This is a genomic window from Nitratireductor sp. GISD-1A_MAKvit (assembly GCF_040819555.1).
GTDB lineage: Bacteria > Pseudomonadota > Alphaproteobacteria > Rhizobiales > Rhizobiaceae > Nitratireductor.
The window spans coordinates 2,341,143-2,359,377 of the sequence record NZ_CP161920.1 but is presented as its reverse complement, the minus strand read 5'-3'; the positions used below and the strand labels follow the sequence as shown (position 1 = coordinate 2,359,377).

The 18,235-nt window shown below is 61.0% G+C and carries 17 protein-coding genes; 12 read left to right on the top strand and 5 right to left on the bottom strand.

What is annotated here, in order from left to right:
* Positions 1-421 precede the first annotated feature (421 nt).
* Positions 422-934, top strand: a complete 513-nt coding sequence (locus AB2N04_RS12515; protein ID WP_367714791.1) for a single-stranded DNA-binding protein — start codon at positions 422-424, stop codon at positions 932-934.
* 204 nt (positions 935-1,138) lie between these two features.
* Here the strand turns inward: AB2N04_RS12515 and glp are convergent, their stop codons facing one another.
* From glp to AB2N04_RS12490, 5 genes are read right to left on the bottom strand one after another with little or no spacing between them, the layout of a single operon-like run.
* Positions 1,139-2,347 carry a gephyrin-like molybdotransferase Glp gene (gene glp / locus AB2N04_RS12510; protein WP_367714790.1) on the bottom strand — a complete coding sequence of 403 codons (1,209 nt, stop codon included), beginning with the start codon at positions 2,345-2,347 and terminating at the stop codon, positions 1,139-1,141.
* Positions 2,344-2,847: a cyclic pyranopterin monophosphate synthase MoaC gene (moaC, locus tag AB2N04_RS12505; RefSeq protein ID WP_367714789.1), complete on the bottom strand. Its 504-nt coding sequence runs from the start codon at positions 2,845-2,847 to the stop codon at positions 2,344-2,346. The genes glp and moaC overlap by 4 nt, the downstream gene beginning before the upstream one ends.
* A gap of 3 nt (positions 2,848-2,850) precedes the next feature.
* Positions 2,851-3,666, bottom strand: coding sequence for an indole-3-glycerol phosphate synthase TrpC (trpC, locus tag AB2N04_RS12500; protein ID WP_367714788.1), 816 nt, complete (start codon positions 3,664-3,666; stop codon positions 2,851-2,853).
* On the bottom strand, positions 3,656-4,687 hold the full coding sequence (gene trpD, locus AB2N04_RS12495; RefSeq protein WP_367714787.1) for an anthranilate phosphoribosyltransferase: 1,032 nt from the start codon (positions 4,685-4,687) through the stop codon (positions 3,656-3,658). Before trpD ends, trpC begins: the two co-directional genes overlap by 11 nt.
* A gap of 7 nt (positions 4,688-4,694) precedes the next feature.
* Positions 4,695-6,581, bottom strand: coding sequence for a SurA N-terminal domain-containing protein (locus AB2N04_RS12490; RefSeq protein WP_367714786.1), 1,887 nt, complete (start codon positions 6,579-6,581; stop codon positions 4,695-4,697).
* Positions 6,582-6,756: 175 nt separating this feature from the next.
* On the opposite strand from AB2N04_RS12490, the gene tpiA reads away from it, so the two are divergent.
* The 11 genes from tpiA to AB2N04_RS12435 all read left to right on the top strand — a co-directional run bounded on the left by tpiA (position 6,757) and on the right by AB2N04_RS12435 (position 18,228).
* Entirely contained in the window at positions 6,757-7,503 is a 747-nt protein-coding gene (tpiA, locus tag AB2N04_RS12485; RefSeq protein ID WP_367714785.1) for a triose-phosphate isomerase, read from the top strand.
* A 254-nt stretch (positions 7,504-7,757) separates the two neighbouring features.
* Positions 7,758-8,144: a preprotein translocase subunit SecG gene (gene secG / locus AB2N04_RS12480; RefSeq protein ID WP_367714784.1), complete on the top strand. Its 387-nt coding sequence runs from the start codon at positions 7,758-7,760 to the stop codon at positions 8,142-8,144.
* Positions 8,145-8,284: 140 nt separating this feature from the next.
* Positions 8,285-9,922 (top strand): CTP synthase, encoded by a 1,638-nt coding sequence (locus AB2N04_RS12475; RefSeq protein ID WP_367714783.1) that lies wholly within the window; start codon positions 8,285-8,287, stop codon positions 9,920-9,922.
* Between the two features lie 87 nt (positions 9,923-10,009).
* Positions 10,010-10,915 carry a VOC family protein gene (locus tag AB2N04_RS12470; RefSeq protein ID WP_367714782.1) on the top strand — a complete coding sequence of 302 codons (906 nt, stop codon included), beginning with the start codon at positions 10,010-10,012 and terminating at the stop codon, positions 10,913-10,915.
* Positions 10,912-11,742, top strand: a complete 831-nt coding sequence (gene kdsA, locus AB2N04_RS12465) for a 3-deoxy-8-phosphooctulonate synthase (protein WP_367714781.1) — start codon at positions 10,912-10,914, stop codon at positions 11,740-11,742. The genes AB2N04_RS12470 and kdsA overlap by 4 nt, the downstream gene beginning before the upstream one ends.
* A 105-nt stretch (positions 11,743-11,847) precedes the next feature.
* Positions 11,848-13,122, top strand: coding sequence for a phosphopyruvate hydratase (gene eno / locus AB2N04_RS12460; RefSeq protein ID WP_367714780.1), 1,275 nt, complete (start codon positions 11,848-11,850; stop codon positions 13,120-13,122).
* A 76-nt stretch (positions 13,123-13,198) separates the two neighbouring features.
* The gene (locus tag AB2N04_RS12455; RefSeq protein ID WP_367714779.1) at positions 13,199-13,516 is read left to right on the top strand and encodes a septum formation initiator family protein; all 318 of its coding nucleotides are present in this window, start codon (positions 13,199-13,201) and stop codon (positions 13,514-13,516) included.
* Positions 13,517-13,729: 213 nt separating this feature from the next.
* Positions 13,730-14,791: a pyruvate dehydrogenase (acetyl-transferring) E1 component subunit alpha gene (pdhA, locus tag AB2N04_RS12450; protein ID WP_367714778.1), complete on the top strand. Its 1,062-nt coding sequence runs from the start codon at positions 13,730-13,732 to the stop codon at positions 14,789-14,791.
* A gap of 13 nt (positions 14,792-14,804) precedes the next feature.
* Complete coding sequence (locus tag AB2N04_RS12445; RefSeq protein ID WP_367714777.1) at positions 14,805-16,202, top strand: pyruvate dehydrogenase complex E1 component subunit beta; 1,398 nt, start codon at positions 14,805-14,807, stop codon at positions 16,200-16,202.
* Positions 16,203-16,215: 13 nt separating this feature from the next.
* Positions 16,216-17,556 carry a pyruvate dehydrogenase complex dihydrolipoamide acetyltransferase gene (locus AB2N04_RS12440; RefSeq protein WP_367714776.1) on the top strand — a complete coding sequence of 447 codons (1,341 nt, stop codon included), beginning with the start codon at positions 16,216-16,218 and terminating at the stop codon, positions 17,554-17,556.
* A 33-nt stretch (positions 17,557-17,589) separates the two neighbouring features.
* The gene (locus tag AB2N04_RS12435) at positions 17,590-18,228 is read left to right on the top strand and encodes an SGNH/GDSL hydrolase family protein (RefSeq protein WP_367714775.1); all 639 of its coding nucleotides are present in this window, start codon (positions 17,590-17,592) and stop codon (positions 18,226-18,228) included.
* Positions 18,229-18,235: the final 7 nt, after the last annotated feature.

The window sequence follows — 18,235 nt, the reverse complement described above, 5'->3', positions numbered from 1 at the left end:
CGTAGCCCAGGTGCAGTGCCCGGATCCATGGCGACCACCGATCTCGTGGATCGTGGACGTCGGCAGGCACGACAACGCTGGCGGCCGACCGCTCCGGAAAATCAGACATTCTTGAAGACAGGAACGGTGAAGTCCGTTCTGCCTTGACTGGCCGGTAAAACACTCCCGGCATAAATGGGCACAGGCCCAACTGGCCCCGTGCGCGAAAACGCGACGGGGCCTTCTTTATGTGAACACGCATTGTGCAGGTGAAGGCTGGATGACCGCCACGAATGACGTTGACAGGCGTCCCTTCAATGTGAACATAATAAGAACAAATGAGTTGTGGACGAGATCCAGGCGGTCGCAGCATGAGAGAGCGCGGCAGTCGTGCTTGCGATAAGGTGCGCGGCAGATTTCGGATCAAGCGTGGAGAAGCGTCATGGCGGGCAGCGTCAACAAGGTCATTCTGGTGGGCAATCTGGGAGCCGACCCGGAAATCCGGCGGCTGAATTCCGGTGATCCGGTCGTCAACATGCGGATTGCCACGTCCGAAACCTGGCGCGATCGCCAGTCCGGAGAGCGGCGCGAACGCACTGAGTGGCACAATGTCGTGATTTTCAACGACAATCTGGCAAAGGTTGCCGAGCAGTATCTGAAGAAGGGCGCCAAGGTTTATATCGAGGGGCAGCTTCAGACGCGCAAATGGACCGACCAGAACGGTCAGGATCGCTACACGACGGAAGTCGTGCTGCAGAAATTCCGTGGGGAGCTGCAGATGCTCGATACGCGCGGGCAGGGTGGCGACAACCAGGTGGGTTATAGCGGCGGCGGCGGGCGCAGCTCCGATTTCGGTCAGTCCGGTCCAGCCGACACTGGCGGCAGCAGCGGCGGTGGTGGTGGTGGTGGTGGTGGAAACTACTCACAAAACCTCGACGACGAAATCCCGTTCTGATCGAGCCAGCGGTCAACGTTCAGGCGTTTCCCCGAGAGCCCGCCGTGCCGTGGGCTCTCGGGTTGCGCCCGTCCCGGCGTGCCGCCGGTATCTTGTGCTAGAGGCCTGTTTTTTATCCGATGACTGGCATGGAACCTGAACGGAAATGCGAAAATCCCGCACGGCCCGAATGGGCTTGGTGGTCGGTGATCGGATCTGCGCTATTCAGCCGAGCATAAGGACCCGGCATCGCGCGCCGGCACTGGCGGCTGCGGCACCGGGTTCTCGGACGATCAACGCATTGGCGGCTGCAAGCGTCGTCAGCATGGAGGAATCCTGAAGGGTGAACGGGGTCGCGATCAACCCGTCGGGGCCGGCTGCAACGGCGGCGCGGATATAATCCCGCCTCTCGTCATTTTCGCGCAGTGGTGTGGCCAGCACCGCCGAACGCAAATCCGGTGTGTAGCGTCGCTGTCCCAGCCGGGCGACCAGTGGGCGCAGGAAGAGATGCGCACAGACGAGACTTGAAACGGGGTTGCCGGGCAGGCCCAGAACACGCATTCCTTCGCGCCGTCCCGCCATCAGCGGCTTGCCGGGACGCATGGCGATTTTCCAGAAGTCGAGAGACACCCCGGCATCGACAAGTGCCTGTCGAACGAGATCGCGCGCGCCAACTGAGGCACCGCCGAGGGTTACAAGAACATGGGCACCTGCATCTCCCGCTGCGCGTATGGCGGCCGTAATGGCGGGCAGCTCGTCGCCAACGATACCCAGATCGAGGATTCGCGCGCCCTCGCTTCGGGAAAGCGCGGCAATGGCATATCCATTTGAGGCCACGATCTGGTCGGGCCCGCAGGTTTCCCCCGGGCGCACCAGCTCGTCTCCCGTGGCAAGAATGGCTACCAGCGGTCGTTCCGTGACTTCCACGCTGGCATGTCCTGCCGCGGCGGCAAGTCCGATCGATGCCGGGTTGAGCAGGCGCCCCTGTTCAAGAACCGTGTCATCGGTGCGAAAATCGAGGCCGGCCTTGCGAATATGGCGCCCTGCCGCAACGGATTCGGTGGCTTCAATCCGCCCGTCCTCGACAGGCCGGGCGTTTTCCTGAATGAGGATGGTATCGGCCCCCGGGGGCACCGGCGCGCCGGTAAAGATGCGAACCGCTTCGCCATCTGCCACACGGCCCTCGAACCTTTTTCCGGCGGCAGATTCTCCAATCACGCGCAGGACGGTTTTGTGAGGGAACTCGACATCGGCTGCACGAACGGCATAGCCATCCATGGCCGAAGCATCGAAAGGAGGCTGTGTGCGTTTGGCCACAAGCGGTCCCGCCAGAACGCGATCACCGGCATCTTCTATCGCAACGACCTCACCCGGCAACGCCTTGACGCCTTCAAGGAGACGTTCGAGCGCTTCATCGACAGGCAGAAGTGTCATGCGCCGGTTTCCTGTGCCTGCCAGTGGCCAGACTTGCCGCCGCGTTTTTCCAAAAGGCGGATCCCGTCAAGAACCATGCCCTTGTCGAGCGCCTTGGCCATGTCATAGATCGTGAGACACGCCACCGAAGCGGCGGTCAGCGCTTCCATTTCCACCCCCGTCTGTCCGGTAACGCGCACACTTGCCGTCACCCGCAGACCCGGCAGCTTCGCATCCGGTTCGATGTCCACAACCACTTTGGAGATCGCCAGTGGATGACACAGCGGTATCAGCTCATGGGTCTTCTTGGCTGCCATGATGCCGGCAATGCGGGCTGTTCCCAGAACATCCCCTTTTTTCGCATCGCCCCGAAGAATGGCAGCCAGTGTCTCTTCCTGCATGATCACCGCGCCTTCGGCGACGGCCTCGCGGCGGCTTTCAGGCTTGCCGCTCACATCCACCATGTGCGCTTCTCCGGACGCGGCGATGTGGGTCAGGTCGTCGGAACTGCCAGCGGTCATCGCTCAGCCCGCCATCCTGCTGGAATCCAGTCCCAGGAGAGAACGGGTCGCTGCCGTCACGTCGTCCTGCCGCATCAGGCTCTCACCCACGAGAAACGTGTTCATCCCCGAGCGGGCAAGGCGCCGGCAGTCGTCATTGGTGAAAATGCCGCTTTCTCCAACGACGAGACGGTCTTCGGGAACACGCGGTGCAAGCCGTTCACTGGTTTCGAGACTGGTTTCGAAGGTTCTCAGATTGCGATTGTTGATGCCGATGAGGGGAGATGAGAGTTCCAGCGAACGTTCCAGTTCCCGTTCGTCATGCACCTCGATCAGGCAGTCCATGCCAAGGCCGAGCGCAGTGTCCTCCAGCGCTCTTGCTTCATCATCGGAAACGCTCGCCATGATGATCAAAATGGCATCCGCCCCCCAACAGCGCGCTTCGTAGACCTGATAGGGTTCAAACAGAAAATCCTTGCGGAGTACGGGCAAGGAACAGGCGGTCCGCGCCGCCGTCAGAAATTCGGGTGCCCCCTGGAAGGAAGGGGTGTCGGTGAGGACGGAGAGGCAGGCCGCTCCGCCTTCCTGATAGGCCGCCGCAAGCGCTGGCGGATCGAAGTCGGCCCGGATAAGGCCGCGCGAAGGACTGGCCTTCTTGATCTCGGCAATAAGGCCCAGGCGGCCAAGCGCCTGTTTTTCCCTGAGCGCATTGGCAAAACCCCGTGGCGCTTGCGCCTCGCGAGCCATTGCGACCAGATCCGACAGGGGAAGGGCAGACTTCGCTGCAGCAATTTCCTCGCGCTTGTAGGCTTCTATCCTGCGCAGAATATCAGTCGTCATCGGCATTCGGGCCTTTGTTGGAGACTTCAATCAGACGTTCCAGGGTTGTCCGTGCGTGCCCCTGGTCGAGCGCTTCGCCCGCGAGCCTGACACCGTCCTTGAGATTCTTTGCACGTCCGGCGACAACGAGTGCGGCACCGGAGTTGAGCAGGGCGATATCACGATACGCGTTCTTGTCGCCTTCAAGTACGGCGCGCAGCGCCTTGGCATTGTGCATGGCATCGCCACCCTTGAGCTCTGCCATGGTCGAGCGCTTCAGCCCGAGCTCCTCGGGCGTGATCTCGAAATGCCGAATTTCGCCGTTCTCCAGCGCTGCGATCTGGGTCGTCCCGGCGGTGGTCATCTCGTCGAGGCCGGCACCATGAACAACCCAGGCGGATTGCGTTCCCAATTGCTTCAGAACCTGCGCGATCGGTTCGACCCATTCGGGTGAAAACACACCCACAAGCTGGCGGCGCACGCCAGCAGGGTTGGAAAGAGGGCCAAGCAGATTGAAGATCGTACGCGTGCCCAGTTCGACCCGGGAGGGTCCCACATGGCGCATGGCAGAGTGATGGGCGGGTGCAAACATGAAGCCGAGACCGGCCTCCCTGATGCAGGCCGCAATCCGGGCCGGGGAAAGCTCGATGTTGATTCCAAGCGCTGCTAGCGTGTCGGCGGCACCCGAGCGCGAGGAAAGCGCGCGATTGCCGTGCTTGGCGACAGGGACGCCAGCGCCGGCCACGATGAAGGCCGCGCAGGTGGAAACATTGTAGGAGCCGGAGGCATCGCCACCGGTCCCCACGATATCGACAGCATCGTCGGGAGCGTTTACCGGTAGCATCTTTGCCCGCATGGTCGCGACGGCTCCGGAAATCTCTTCCACCGTTTCACCACGCACGCGCAGAGCCATCAGGAAGCCGCCGATCTGACTGGGTGTCGCATTGCCCGACATCATGATGTCGAAGGCCTCACGCGCCTCATCAAAGCTCAGGGGGTCACCTGATGCGGCCTTGGCGATGTAGCTTTTGAAACCGTTCATTCCAACCTCAGAAGCTCAAGGCTTCCTGCATGGCCGCCCGGTTGATCGTGACCGGGTATTTGCCCTGCAGACGAGTGACCATCTGATCGAGGAGATCGTCGGCCAATGCCGACCGGACCGCTGCACGCTGGCCTTCGGGGATGCTTTCTGCGGTCGCGCTGGCGGGTTCGAACACCTCGGTCACGCGGAAAAGCACGCGCGCATCACCGGTGGGACTTGCGAACACACCGGTACCATCCCGGGGAACGGAAAACACGGCAGAAACGCCTTCCTGACCGATGTCGGCATCGTTGGCCGTGCGCTTCAATCCACGCTTTACCTGTTTCTCCTCGCCAATCTCCGAGGCAATCTCGTCAAGGGTGGTGCCGTCGTTGATCCGCTTCATGAAACCGGAGGCGCGTTCGGCAAGAAGACGCTCGGCTTCGGCGGCGATCCAGTCCTTCTCGACCTGGTCACGGACCTCGTCGAGCGACCGGTCACGCTCGGGTGTGATTTCCTCCACCTCGTAGAACACGAAGCCGTTTCCACCCATGGACAGGGGCGGGTTTTCAATGCCGGTCTCGCTTTGGAAAACCTCACGCAGCAGATCCGCAGATACGGGAAGGTCGCCAACGATGGAGCCGTCGGGGCGGCGCGCATTGGCATCGATGGCGTCGATCGTGCGCATCGTCAGATCCAGACGCTCGGCGGCTTCTGCCATGGAGGCTCCGCCGGCACGCGCATCTTCATAGCTGTCGTGAACATCGAGCAGGACCCTGGAGGCTTCCTCCAGCGCGAGTTCCTGCCGGATTTCGCTCTCCACCTCCTCGAATGGACGAACGACCTCCGGTTCCACTTCCGTGACCTGCACGATGACGGGGCCGAATGCGCCATCCACAATGTCGCTGAACTGGTTTTCCTGCAGGGAGAATGCGGCCTCGGCCACGGCGTCGTCGGCGATTTCCTCACGTGTCAGGGTACCCAGCGCGATGTCTGCACTCGACTTTCCGGCCGCTTCCGCAACCTCAAGAAATTCCTGACCGTCGAGAAGGTTCTTCAGCGCCGCGTCCGCGGCTTCCCGGTCGGGAAACACGATCTGCTCGATCGTGCGTTTTTCCGGAGTGGTGTAACGCTGGCGCAGGTCCTCATAGGCCTTCTGAACCTGTTCGCCAGACACCGAAGCTGCGTCGGCGATGTCGGACGGTTCAAGCTTCACGTAGCTGAACGCCCGGTATTCGGGTGCGGCGTAATCCGATTTGCGGTCCTCGAACCAGGCCTGCAGTGTGGTGTCGTCGGGCTTGTCGACAGGCTCGACCAGGGTGCGGGGCAGGCGCACATACTCAACGGTTCGATCTTCGCCGCGGTAAAGCGCCATGTTCCTGAACATCTCGTCGGGAACGCTCATGCCATCGGTCGCGGCCTCGACGATCTGCTGACGAATTGCCACCTGCTCGCGGTTTTGCAGATAGTCGGCGGGGCGCATTCCGATCTGGCGCAGAACGAAATCGAACTGCTGCCGGTCAAAACGACCATCGGGGCCGCGAAAGGCCGGGTCTTCGGCGGTCAGCTGTGCGAGCCGGTCGCCGGAGAGGCCGAGACCGAGCCTGCGGGCTTCCTCGTCCAGCAATGCTCCCGCGGCGAGCTGTTGCAGAACCTGATCGTCAAGTCCGAAGGCCACCGCCTGCTCCCGCGTGACGTGGGTACCCAAACGCTGCGACAGAGCATTGATCTGGCGATCATATGCCAGACGGAAATCGAGCATGGAAACAGAAGAATCGCCAGCCGAGAGGACGTTTCGCGATTGATCATTCAGGACCTGACCCGAAATTCCCCATACCGCAAAACTCACGACAAGAAGACCGAGCAGCAGTTTGGCAATCCAGGTGGAGGCGGCATTTCTCAGACTGTCGAGCATGGTTTTTCCGAAGTTCCTTGGTGCATTCGGGGCATTGTTCCCAGTCAAGCGCAATAGCGTTCCTGAGGCGAAGTGTCGATAGCGGAGTGGGATTTGTGGACCCAATTGCTTTTGCATTAGCCGCTCTTTTTGCTAGGGAAGCTGACAAATTCGGATTTTGTGAGGAAGCGGTTTCATGACGCCCGGTATTCGTCCCCTGATTGCAGGCAACTGGAAAATGAATGGCACGAGCGTCGATATCGGCGAACTCAAGGCGATCGGGGGGGGGACGTTCAACGGGGTCGAAGGCCTTGTGTGCGTGCCTGCCACACTCATGACGCTGGCCCGTGAAGCGCTGGGCGAGGGCGTTCATCTGGGTGGTCAGGATTGCCACGCGGCTGCTTCGGGCGCGCACACCGGCGACATTTCCGCAGAGATGCTGGCCGATGCGGGCGCATCGCACGTTATCGTGGGGCATTCAGAACGCCGCATCGACCATGGCGAAAGCGATGCGGATGTCGCCAGCAAGGCCGAAGCCGCCTGGCGGGCGGGGCTTACGGCAGTGATCTGCATCGGCGAGACCAAGGCCGAGCGGGAGGCGGGAAAAACGCTTGCTGTTCTCTCCCGACAGATTCCCGGTTCCGTTCCCGAAACGGCAAATGCCGCCAACACGGTGATTGCCTATGAGCCGGTCTGGGCCATCGGAACGGGGCTCACGCCCACGGTCGAGGATGTGGCAGAGGCGCATGCGCATATCCGCAAGGAGCTCGAAACGCTGCTTGGCAAGGAGGCCGCAACGATGCGCATTCTCTATGGTGGCTCAGTCAAGCCGGGCAATGCCACGGAGCTTCTTTCCATAAAACATGTGGACGGAGCGCTGGTTGGAGGCGCGAGCCTGAAGGCGGTGGATTTCCTCGCCATTGCGGCAGCCTGCCCGGTCTGAGACACGAGAAAACGCTTGCGTTACAGCAACAAGCGCCTATGTGAGGTGGGGTCCGAAGCAAATTCGGAAATTTCGGGTGTTTTGACAGAAAACCATCCGAAACGATCTGAAAGCGGGAAATTGCGCCCCGTTTTCGAAAAAAATCGAAAGGTGCCGGGACACGCTTTTCCAGCGGTCTTGGAAAATCGGCAAAAGCCGTGTAATGAGCCGCGTCCGCATCAAGCGGACTTCAAGCCGGAGAGCCGGAAGGAAACATGCAGACCGTTATCATCGTCATTCATCTGATCGTCGTGGTCGCGCTGGTTGGTGTCGTCCTCATGCAGCGCTCCGAGGGTGGCGGGCTTGGCATCGGCGGCGGTTCCGGTTTCATGTCCGCACGCGGGGCCGCCAACGCCCTGACCCGGGCAACGGCGATCCTCGCAGCCGCATTCTTTGCGACCTCGCTCGCCCTGTCGCTGATCGCGCGCTACGGCGCAAGCCCGACGGACATTCTGGACCGTATCCCGGCCGGAAGCGAGCAGACGGAAGGGTCTGGTGGCGTTCTTGATCAGCTCGGCGGCTCGGGTGCCTCCGTGCCCACCGAAGAGCCTGCCGCACCGGCCGAAACCGCACCTGAAGATCAGATTCCGACGGGGCAGTGACCTTCTTTCCTGCGGGAGCCTCCGGCCGCAATTTTCGCGCGGCCGGAACGGCAGCCTGCAAGACTTATTCACCGCGGGGCGCAAAAAGATTTGCGTCTCGTTATTTTTTGCTGGCGGAATCGCCTGTGTCCGGTTAAGCGATGAGTCCCATGGCGCGATATGTTTTCATAACCGGCGGCGTGGTCTCCTCCCTCGGAAAAGGCATTGCAGCAGCGGCCCTTGGCGCGCTGTTACAGGCCCGTGGGTACCGCGTTCGCATCCGTAAACTCGATCCCTACCTGAATGTTGATCCGGGCACGATGTCGCCCTATCAGCATGGTGAGGTTTTCGTCACCGATGACGGTGCCGAGACCGACCTGGACCTTGGCCATTATGAGCGCTTCACCGGGCGTTCGGCCAACAAGCAGGACAACATCACCACAGGCCGGATCTACCAGAACATTCTGGAAAAAGAGCGTCGTGGCGACTATCTGGGCGCCACGGTGCAGGTGATCCCGCACGTTACCGACGAGATCAAGCAGTTCGTCCTTGAGGGCAATGAGGACTATGATTTCGTTCTGTGCGAAATCGGCGGGACGGTCGGCGACATCGAGGCGATGCCCTTCCTCGAAGCGATTCGCCAGCTCGGCAACGAACTGCCGCGCGGCAACGCCGTCTATGTGCATCTGACCTTGATGCCGTGGATCCCGGCCGCCGGCGAACTCAAGACAAAACCGACGCAGCATTCGGTCAAGGAACTGCGCTCCATCGGCATTGCACCCGATATCCTTCTGGTGCGTGCGGACCGCGAAATTCCTCCGGAGGAACGGCGCAAGCTTTCGCTGTTCTGCAATGTACGCGAATCGGCCGTCATCCAGGCGCTCGACGTGGCGCATATCTACGATGTGCCGATTGCCTATCATGAGGAGGGGCTCGATTCGGAAGTGCTGGCCGCTTTCGGCATCGACCCGGCTCCAAAACCCCGCATGGAACGCTGGGACGAGGTTGCCGACCGCATCCACAATCCCGAAGGTCAGGTCACGATTGCCGTGGTCGGCAAATATACCGGGCTGAAGGATGCCTATAAGTCGCTGATCGAAGCGCTTTCGCATGGCGGCATGGCAAACCGGGTGCGGGTGAAGCTCGAATGGATCGAGGCGGAAATCTTCGAGAAGGAAGATCCTGCGCCATGGCTTGAGAAGGTGCATGGCATTCTGGTGCCCGGCGGCTTCGGCGAGCGTGGCGCGGAGGGCAAGATCCTTGCCGCCAAGTTCGCACGCGAACGCAAGGTGCCTTATTTCGGCATCTGCTTTGGCATGCAGATGGCCTGTATCGAGGCAGCCCGCTCGCTTGCCGGTATCGAGGATGCGTCCTCCACCGAGTTCGGCCCGACCAATGAGCCGGTCGTCGGCCTGATGACCGAGTGGCTCAAGGGCAACATGCTCGAAAAGCGCACGGCCTCCGGCGACCTGGGTGGAACCATGCGTCTCGGGGCCTACGAATCGAAACTGGTCGAAGGCTCCAAGATTGCGGCGATCTATGGCTCCGACGAGATTTCCGAGCGTCACCGCCATCGCTATGAGGTGAACATCGGCTATCGTCAGAAACTCGAAGAGTGCGGACTGGTCTTTGCCGGCCTCTCGCCCGACGGGGTTCTGCCGGAGACGGTCGAATATCCCGACCATCCCTGGTTCATCGGCGTGCAGTATCACCCCGAGCTGAAAAGCCGGCCATTCGAACCGCATCCGCTGTTTGCTTCCTTCATCGAAGCGGCGGTGGAGCAGTCTCGTCTCGTTTGACATTCTCGCCCCGCCACCATGGCGGGGTGGGCTTTCTTCCCCGGCAGAGCACTTGCAAAGCGCCGGGGCTTGAGGCACATGCGGTGCATGGTTTCTGAACACGACGTGCATCCCCCACGCAAGCTCGACCATTGTGTATTGCCAACCGCCGATCTGGCGGTTGCGCGCGAGCGTCTGAAAGCGCTTGGCTTCACGGTCGCTGCCGATGCCGCTCACCCGTTCGGAACCGGGAACTGCTGCGTTTTCCTTGAAGACGGATCTTATCTCGAACCGTTGAGCCGGGTGGCGCTGCAGGCTGCGCTTGAGGCGGAAGCGGCAGGCAATGCTTTCGTGCAGCGTGACAGAGCGTTTCGCGAAAAATTCGGCGATGAAGGATTTTCGGCAGTGGTTCTTGGAACCGGCGACGCCGATGCGGATCACAGGCGCTTCGTGGAGGCCGGGATATCGGCTGGCGACCCGCTTTCCTTTTCGCGTCCGTTTCGCGATTCCTCGGGACAGGAGGCGACTGCATCGTTTCGGCTGGCCTTTGCCGCGCCAGAGAATGCAGACGGGCATTTCTTCTTTACCTGCCAGCGTGTGAACCTGCCTTCTGGCGGACGCGGCGCGCTGGAAACGCATCCAAACGGTGTGACGGGGACCGCGCGCATCATCATGCTTGCGACAAAACCGGACATCCATGCGGGTTTTCTTGAGCGGTTTTCCGGCGCATCCCATGAACCCGTTCAAGAGGACTGGCTCAATCTACGCCTTGGCAACGCGGTTTTGTCCGTGATGACACCGGAGCGCTACCAGTCTGATCTCGGTCTCGACCGTGCGGCTCCGCACGGCCAACTCGATCTCGCGGCGATTGTCTTTCAATGTCCGGATATTGCCGGGTTTCGGTCGCACCTATCCATGCAGGCTGTCCTGTTTGCTGAAGCAGACGGCCGCATCATCGTGCCGCCGGCAGCCGGGCAGGGCGCAGTTTTTGTCTTTGAGGAGTCTTCGCAATGAAACCCAATCCGCGTGTGACTGTCGGCAAGGTCGTGTTCGGCAATGACGCGCCGCTGGCGCTGATCGCCGGACCCTGCCAGATGGAGACGCGAGAGCACGCCTTCGACATGGCGGGTGCACTCAAGGAAATGACGGACGAACTGGGCATTGGGCTTGTCTACAAGAGCAGTTTCGACAAGGCCAACCGCACGTCGCTTGCGGGCAGGCGCGGGGCGGGGCTGGATGCGGCCATGCCGATCTTCGCCGACATCCGCAAGGAATTCGATGTTCCGGTGATCACGGACGTTCACACCGAGGAGCAGTGCGGCATTGTCGCCGAAGTGGTCGACATTCTTCAGATCCCTGCATTTCTGTGCCGCCAGACCGATCTCCTGATTGCCGCAGCAAGGACCGGCAAGGTGGTGAACGTCAAGAAGGGGCAGTTCCTTGCTCCGTGGGACATGGAAAACGTGATCGCCAAGGTGACGGGTTCGGGCAATCCCAACGTGATGGCGACCGAGCGGGGCACATCGTTCGGCTACAACACGCTTGTTTCGGACATGCGCGGTCTGCCGCAGATGGCGCAGATGGGCGCACCGGTGATCTTCGATGCGACGCATTCCGTCGCCCAGCCCGGTGGCCGTGGCGGCTCGTCTGGCGGTCAGCGCGAATTCGTGGAGACGCTCGCGCGTGCGGCTGTGGCCGTTGGCGTTGCCGGTGTTTTCATGGAGACGCACCAGGACCCCGACAACGCACCTTCGGACGGGCCCAACATGGTGCCGCTCAACGAGATGAAGGGGCTTCTTGAACGCCTGATGGCGTTTGACCGTATCGCCAAGGCGAGCTGAAGCCTGTCCCGACATTGAGTTTTCACGTGTCTGCGCTATGAAAAGCGCAAGCCTTTCCTCCCGGTGACAGAGCCGGGAACAACCACCAGAGCAGAGAGAGTTCATATGACTGCCATTCTCGACATTGTCGGACGCGAAATACTGGACAGCCGGGGCAACCCCACCGTCGAGGTCGATGTGGTTCTGGAAGACGGTTCCATGGGCCGCGCCGCCGTGCCTTCGGGCGCATCCACCGGTGCGCATGAGGCCGTGGAACTGCGCGATGGCGGCAAGCGCTATCTTGGCAAGGGCGTCGAGCAGGCAGTCGATGCGGTCAATGGCGAGATCTTTGAGACCCTGAGCGGGCTTGAAGCGGAAAACCAGATGCAGATCGACCAGGCGATGATCGATCTCGACGGCACGCCCAACAAGAGCCGCCTCGGCGCAAACGCGATCCTTGGCGTTTCGCTGGCGGTGGCAAAGGCTGCCGCCGAAGCTTCGAACCTGCCGCTCTACCGCTATGTGGGAGGCGCTGCCTCGCATGTTCTGCCGGTGCCGATGATGAACATCATCAATGGTGGTGCTCACGCCGACAACCCGATCGATTTCCAGGAATTCATGGTGATGCCGATCGGCGCTTCCTCCATTCGTGAGGCCGTGCGCTGGGGCTCGGAAATCTTCCACACGCTGAAGGCGGGCCTGAAGGATGCCGGTCACAACACCAATGTGGGTGACGAGGGCGGCTTTGCTCCTAATCTGAAGAGTGCTGAAGATGCGCTCGACTTCGTTCTCGCCTCCATCGAAAAGGCCGGCTACAGGCCGGGCGAGGACGTGGCGATTGCGCTCGATTGCGCCGCGACCGAGTTCTTCAAGGACGGAAAATATGTCTATGAAGGTGAGGGCCAGACGCGTGATGGCAAGGCGCAGGCCGAATATCTCGCAAAGCTTGTCGGCAACTACCCGATCATCTCCATCGAAGACGGCATGTCGGAAGACGATTTCGAAGGCTGGAAGATCCTGACGGATCTGGCCGGCGACAAGGCGCAGCTGGTGGGCGACGATCTTTTCGTGACCAATTCGGCGCGCCTGCGCGATGGCATCAAGATGGGCATCGGCAACTCGATCCTGGTCAAGGTGAACCAGATCGGCACGTTGACGGAAACGCTCGACGCGGTGGAGACGGCGCACAAGGCCGGCTACACGGCGGTGATGTCGCACCGTTCGGGCGAGACCGAGGATTCCACCATCTCGGATCTCGCGGTCGCCACCAATTGCGGGCAGATCAAGACCGGTTCGCTGGCGCGCTCGGATCGCACGGCGAAGTACAACCAGCTTATCCGCATCGAGGAAGAGCTTGGCCCGCAGGCCCGATACGCTGGAAAATCGATCCTGCGCGGATAATTTTTTGCAGGTGACCGTAGGGAAATAACGGTCCATTAAACAACATATGGCCACATGCGGGAGAAGGGTTTTCCGCATGTGGACACGTCATCACAAACGCCGCAACACCGGTCGGCTGATCGTTCCGACGATCGCAGGGCTGTTTCTCGCCTATTTTGGCTTTCACGCCTATCATGGCGATTATGGCATCTACGCAAAATACAGGCTCGAAGACCGCATCGCGGAAGCTCAGGCGCGGCTTGATGCGCTTGTGGCCAAGCGCCGCGAGCTGGAACACCGGGTTGCGCTGGTGAATGATGGCAGTCTGGAAAAGGACATGCTGGACGAGCAGGCGCGCCGGGCGCTGAATCTGGCTCGCGAAAATGAGGTCATCATCCTCATTGGTGCCGATTAGAGAATTAACCGAAATTCACTTAATCAACAATAACGTGTGAAAATCCAAGCATTTAGCTGCATGGCAGCTATGCGGATTTTGAATGGCCGAATTTTGCTCCACGTGCTAGCTTCATCTACCATAAGCGGGAGATGACGGGAGGCTCACGGCGCAACCATTGCCAGGCTCGACCGTTGCACAAATTCCCCGGAATGTCAGCTAGGGAGTAGAGGCATGGCGCGAGCCGCAAGCAAGACAAGTGCCGCAAGGTCACGCTCGACCAAGAAAGGGGCGTCAGGGAGTGCCGTTCAGGCACCCAAGCCACCCAAGCCAGAAGATTTCGACAAGGAGCAGGAGCTTCACGCCTATCGCGAGATGCTTCTGATCCGCCGTTTCGAGGAAAAGGCGGGCCAGCTTTACGGTATGGGGCTGATCGGCGGTTTCTGCCATCTTTACATTGGCCAGGAGGCCGTGGTTGTCGGCATGCAGATGAGCATGAATGATGGCGACCAGGTGATCACCGGCTATCGCGATCATGGTCACATGCTCGCAACAGGCATGGAAGCGCGCGGCGTGATGGCCGAGCTTACGGGGCGCCGCAACGGCTACTCGAAGGGCAAGGGCGGCTCCATGCACATGTTCTCCAAGGAGAAGAAATTTTACGGCGGGCACGGCATTGTCGGCGCGCAGGTGCCGCTCGGCACGGGGCTGGCCTTTGCCAATCGCTACCGCGGCGACGACAGCGTTTCGATCACCTATTTCGGCGATGGTGCTGCCAATCAGGGCCAGGTCTATGAGAGCTTCAACATGGCTTCGCTGTGGAAGCTTCCGGTGGTCTACATCATCGAGAACAACCGCTACGCCATGGGCACCGCCGTGGCGCGCTCGTCTGCGGAAACCGATTTCTCCCAGCGCGGACTTTCGTTCAAGATCCCGGGCATTCAGGTGGATGGCATGGATGTGCGCGCGGTGAAGGCTGCCGGTGATCTGGCCGTGGAATGGTGTCGTTCGGGCAAGGGGCCGATCATTCTGGAGATGCAGACCTACCGCTATCGCGGTCACTCCATGTCGGACCCTGCCAAATACCGCTCCAAGGACGAAGTGCAGAAAATGCGCTCCGAACATGATCCCATCGAGCAGGTGAAGCAGCGTCTCATGGCGAACAAATGGGCTGATGAAGACGAACTGAAGGCCATCGACAAGGAGGTGCGCGAAATCGTCGGTGATTCGGCCGAATTCGCGCAGACGGATCCGGAACCGGATGTGTCTGAACTCTACACCGACATTCTGCTTTGAGGGGAGGGCCGACATGCCAACCGAAATTCTCATGCCCGCGCTCTCTCCGACCATGGAAGAGGGCAATCTTTCCAAATGGATCAAGAAGGAAGGCGATGCCGTTGCGCCCGGTGACGTGATCGCCGAGATCGAAACCGACAAGGCGACCATGGAAGTGGAAGCCGTGGACGAAGGCACGCTCGGAAAAATCCTGATCTCCGAAGGCACCGAAGGCGTGAAGGTCAATACCGCCATTGCGCTTCTTCTAACCGAAGGCGAAAGCGAGGCCGATCTCGACAAGGCCGCTTCCAAGCCTGAGGCGGAAGCCTCCGATGAGGCGGACGATGCCGGTGAACAGGATGAACCGGAAGACAAGGCCGGTGGATCCGTGCCGGCGGCGCCCGAGGTGAAGGTCGCAGCCGATCCGGACATTCCCGAAGGCACGGAGATGGTTTCGACCACCGTGCGCGAGGCGCTGCGCGATGCCATGGCCGAGGAAATGCGCCGCGATGGCGACGTTTTCGTCATGGGCGAGGAAGTGGCCGAATATCAGGGCGCCTACAAGGTGACGCAGGGGCTCCTGCAGGAGTTCGGCGACAAGCGCGTGGTCGACACGCCGATCACCGAGCACGGCTTTGCCGGCGTCGGCGTTGGCGCGGCGTTTGCCGGTCTGAAACCGATCGTCGAGTTCATGACGTTCAACTTCGCCATGCAGGCGATCGACCAGATCGTCAATTCGGCGGCCAAGACGCTCTATATGGCCGGCGGCCAGATGGGCGCGCCCATCGTGTTCCGCGGACCGAACGGCGCGGCTGCCCGCGTGGCGGCACAGCATTCGCAGTGCTATGCGGCCTGGTATGGCCATATCCCCGGGCTGAAGGTGGTGATGCCTTATACGGCAGCCGACGCGAAGGGGCTTTTGAAGGCCGCGATCCGCGATCCGAACCCGGTCATTTTCCTCGAAAACGAGATCCTCTATGGCCAGAGCTTTGACGTTCCGAAGATGGATGATTTCGTGCTGCCGATCGGCAAGGCGCGCATCCACAAGGAAGGCAGGGACGCGACCATCGTCTCCTTTGGCATCGGCATGACCTATGCGGTGAAGGCGGCTGAGGAACTGGCGGGCGAGGGGATCGACGTGGAGGTCATCGACCTGCGCACGATCCGCCCGATGGACCTTGATACGGTGATCGCTTCGGTAAAGAAGACGAACCGTCTGGTGACGGTCGAGGAAGGGTTCCCGCAGTCTTCGGTCGGCGCGCATATCGCCAGCCAGGTGATGCAGCGGGCGTTCGATTATCTCGATGCGCCGGTGATCACGGTTGCGGGCAAGGATGTGCCGATGCCCTATGCGGCAAACCTTGAGAAGCTGGCGCTGCCCAACGTCGCCGAAGTGGTTGAAGCGGTGAAAGCCGTTTCCTACCGCAGCTAAAGGGGAGGAAACCATGCCGATCAAAGTCACCATGCCTGCCCTTTCGCCGACGATGGAAGAGGGCAATCTCGCCAAATGGATGGTCAAGGAAGGGGATTCGGTCGCGCCTGGCGACGTGATCGCCGAGATCGAGACCGACAAGGCGACCATGGAAGTGGAAGCCGTCGACGAGGGTACCGTTGCGAAGCTGGTGGTGCCGGAAGGCACCGAAGGCGTGAAGGTGAACGCGCTGATCGCGGTTCTGGCCGAAGAGGGCGAGGATGCCGGTGCGGCGGCGAAAGCTGCCGAGAGCGGGTCCGACCCCGCGCCCGAGCCCAAGCCTACTAAGGCGGAAAAGCCTGCGAAGGAAGAAGCGTCTGCTGCCAAATCCGAGGCAAAGCCTGCGGAGGCGAAAGCGGCGCCGGCAGGCGATGGCGAACGCGTGTTCGCCTCACCGCTTGCACGCCGTCTTGCGAAGGAAGCCGGGCTCGATCTTTCGGCGATTTCGGGCTCCGGTCCGAAGGGCCGGATCGTCAAGGCCGATGTGGAAGCGGCTGAAAAGGATGGTGGCGCGAAAACCGCCGAGGCTGCATCTGCTGCAGCACCCGCTCCGGCACAGCCGGCCATGTCCGACGATCAGGTCATGAGACTGTTCGAGGAAGGCTCCTACGAGCTGATCCCGCATGACAGCATGCGCAAGACCATCGCCCGCCGTCTGGTCGAGGCGAAATCCACCGTCCCGCATTTCTACCTGACGCTCGACTGCGAGATCGACGCGCTTCTGGCGCTGCGCAAGCAGTTGAACGATGCCGCGCCGAAGGTGAAGACCGAGGATGGCGAGAAGCCGGCTTACAGGCTGTCGGTCAACGACATGGTCATCAAGGCCCACGCGAAAGCGCTTGCCATGGTGCCGGAAGCGAATGTCTCCTGGACCGAGAGCGCCATGGTGAAGCACAAGAGTGCCGATGTGGGCGTTGCCGTGTCGATCCCGGGCGGGCTGATCACGCCGATCATCCGCCGCGCCGACGAGAAGACCCTGTCGGCGATCTCCAACGAGATGAAGGATCTGGCCACGCGGGCGCGCTCGCGCAAGCTGAAGGCGGAAGAGTATCAGGGCGGCAACACGGCCGTTTCCAATCTCGGCATGTTCGGCATCAAGGACTTTGCCGCCGTCATCAACCCGCCGCATGCGACGATCCTTGCGGTTGGTGCTGGCGAGCAGCGGGCCGTGGTGAAGGATGGCGAGGTGAAGGTTGCAACGGTGATGTCGGTGACGCTTTCGACCGATCACCGGGCGGTGGACGGGGCGCTTGGCGCCGAACTCCTCGCCGCCTTCAAACAGGTCATCGAGAACCCGCTGACGATGCTGATATAGGGACCATATGGACAGCTACCCCGGGGGCAAACGATGAAGACCATCCTGTGCTTTGGCGATTCGCTGACATGGGGGTATGACCCTGATGGCCCCGGGCGGCATGCTCATGACACTCGCTGGCCCAGCGTGCTTGAGAGGGAACTGGGCAGCAGGGCGCGCGTGATTGCCGAAGGGCTGAACGGTCGGACCACGGTGTTTGACGACTTCGCTTCGGGTGCCGACAGGAACGGCGCGCGCGTTCTGCCCACACTTTTGACCAGCCATGCGCCTCTCGATCTGGTTGTCATCATGCTTGGCACCAACGATATGAAGCCTTTCATCTGCGGCCACGCATTCGGCGCGAAACAGGGCATGCAGCGCCTGATCGACATCGTGCGTGGACACGACTATCCGATGGGTGAACCGGCGCCGAAGGTGCTCATCATGTCGCCCCCGCCGGCCTGTGAAACGCCCGATCCCGACTTTGCGGCCCTGTTTGAAAGCGCGCGTATCGAATCGGGCAAGCTGGCCGGCCTTTACGCATCGCTTGCCAAAGAGACCGGCACAGTTTTTTTCGATGCCGGTTCTGTGGCAAGCACAAGTCCGCTTGACGGGGTGCATCTGGACGCGGAAAACACACGCTCCATTGGCCGGGGGATCGCTCCGGTCGTGCGTGACATGCTTGGACTTTGAAAAAGGA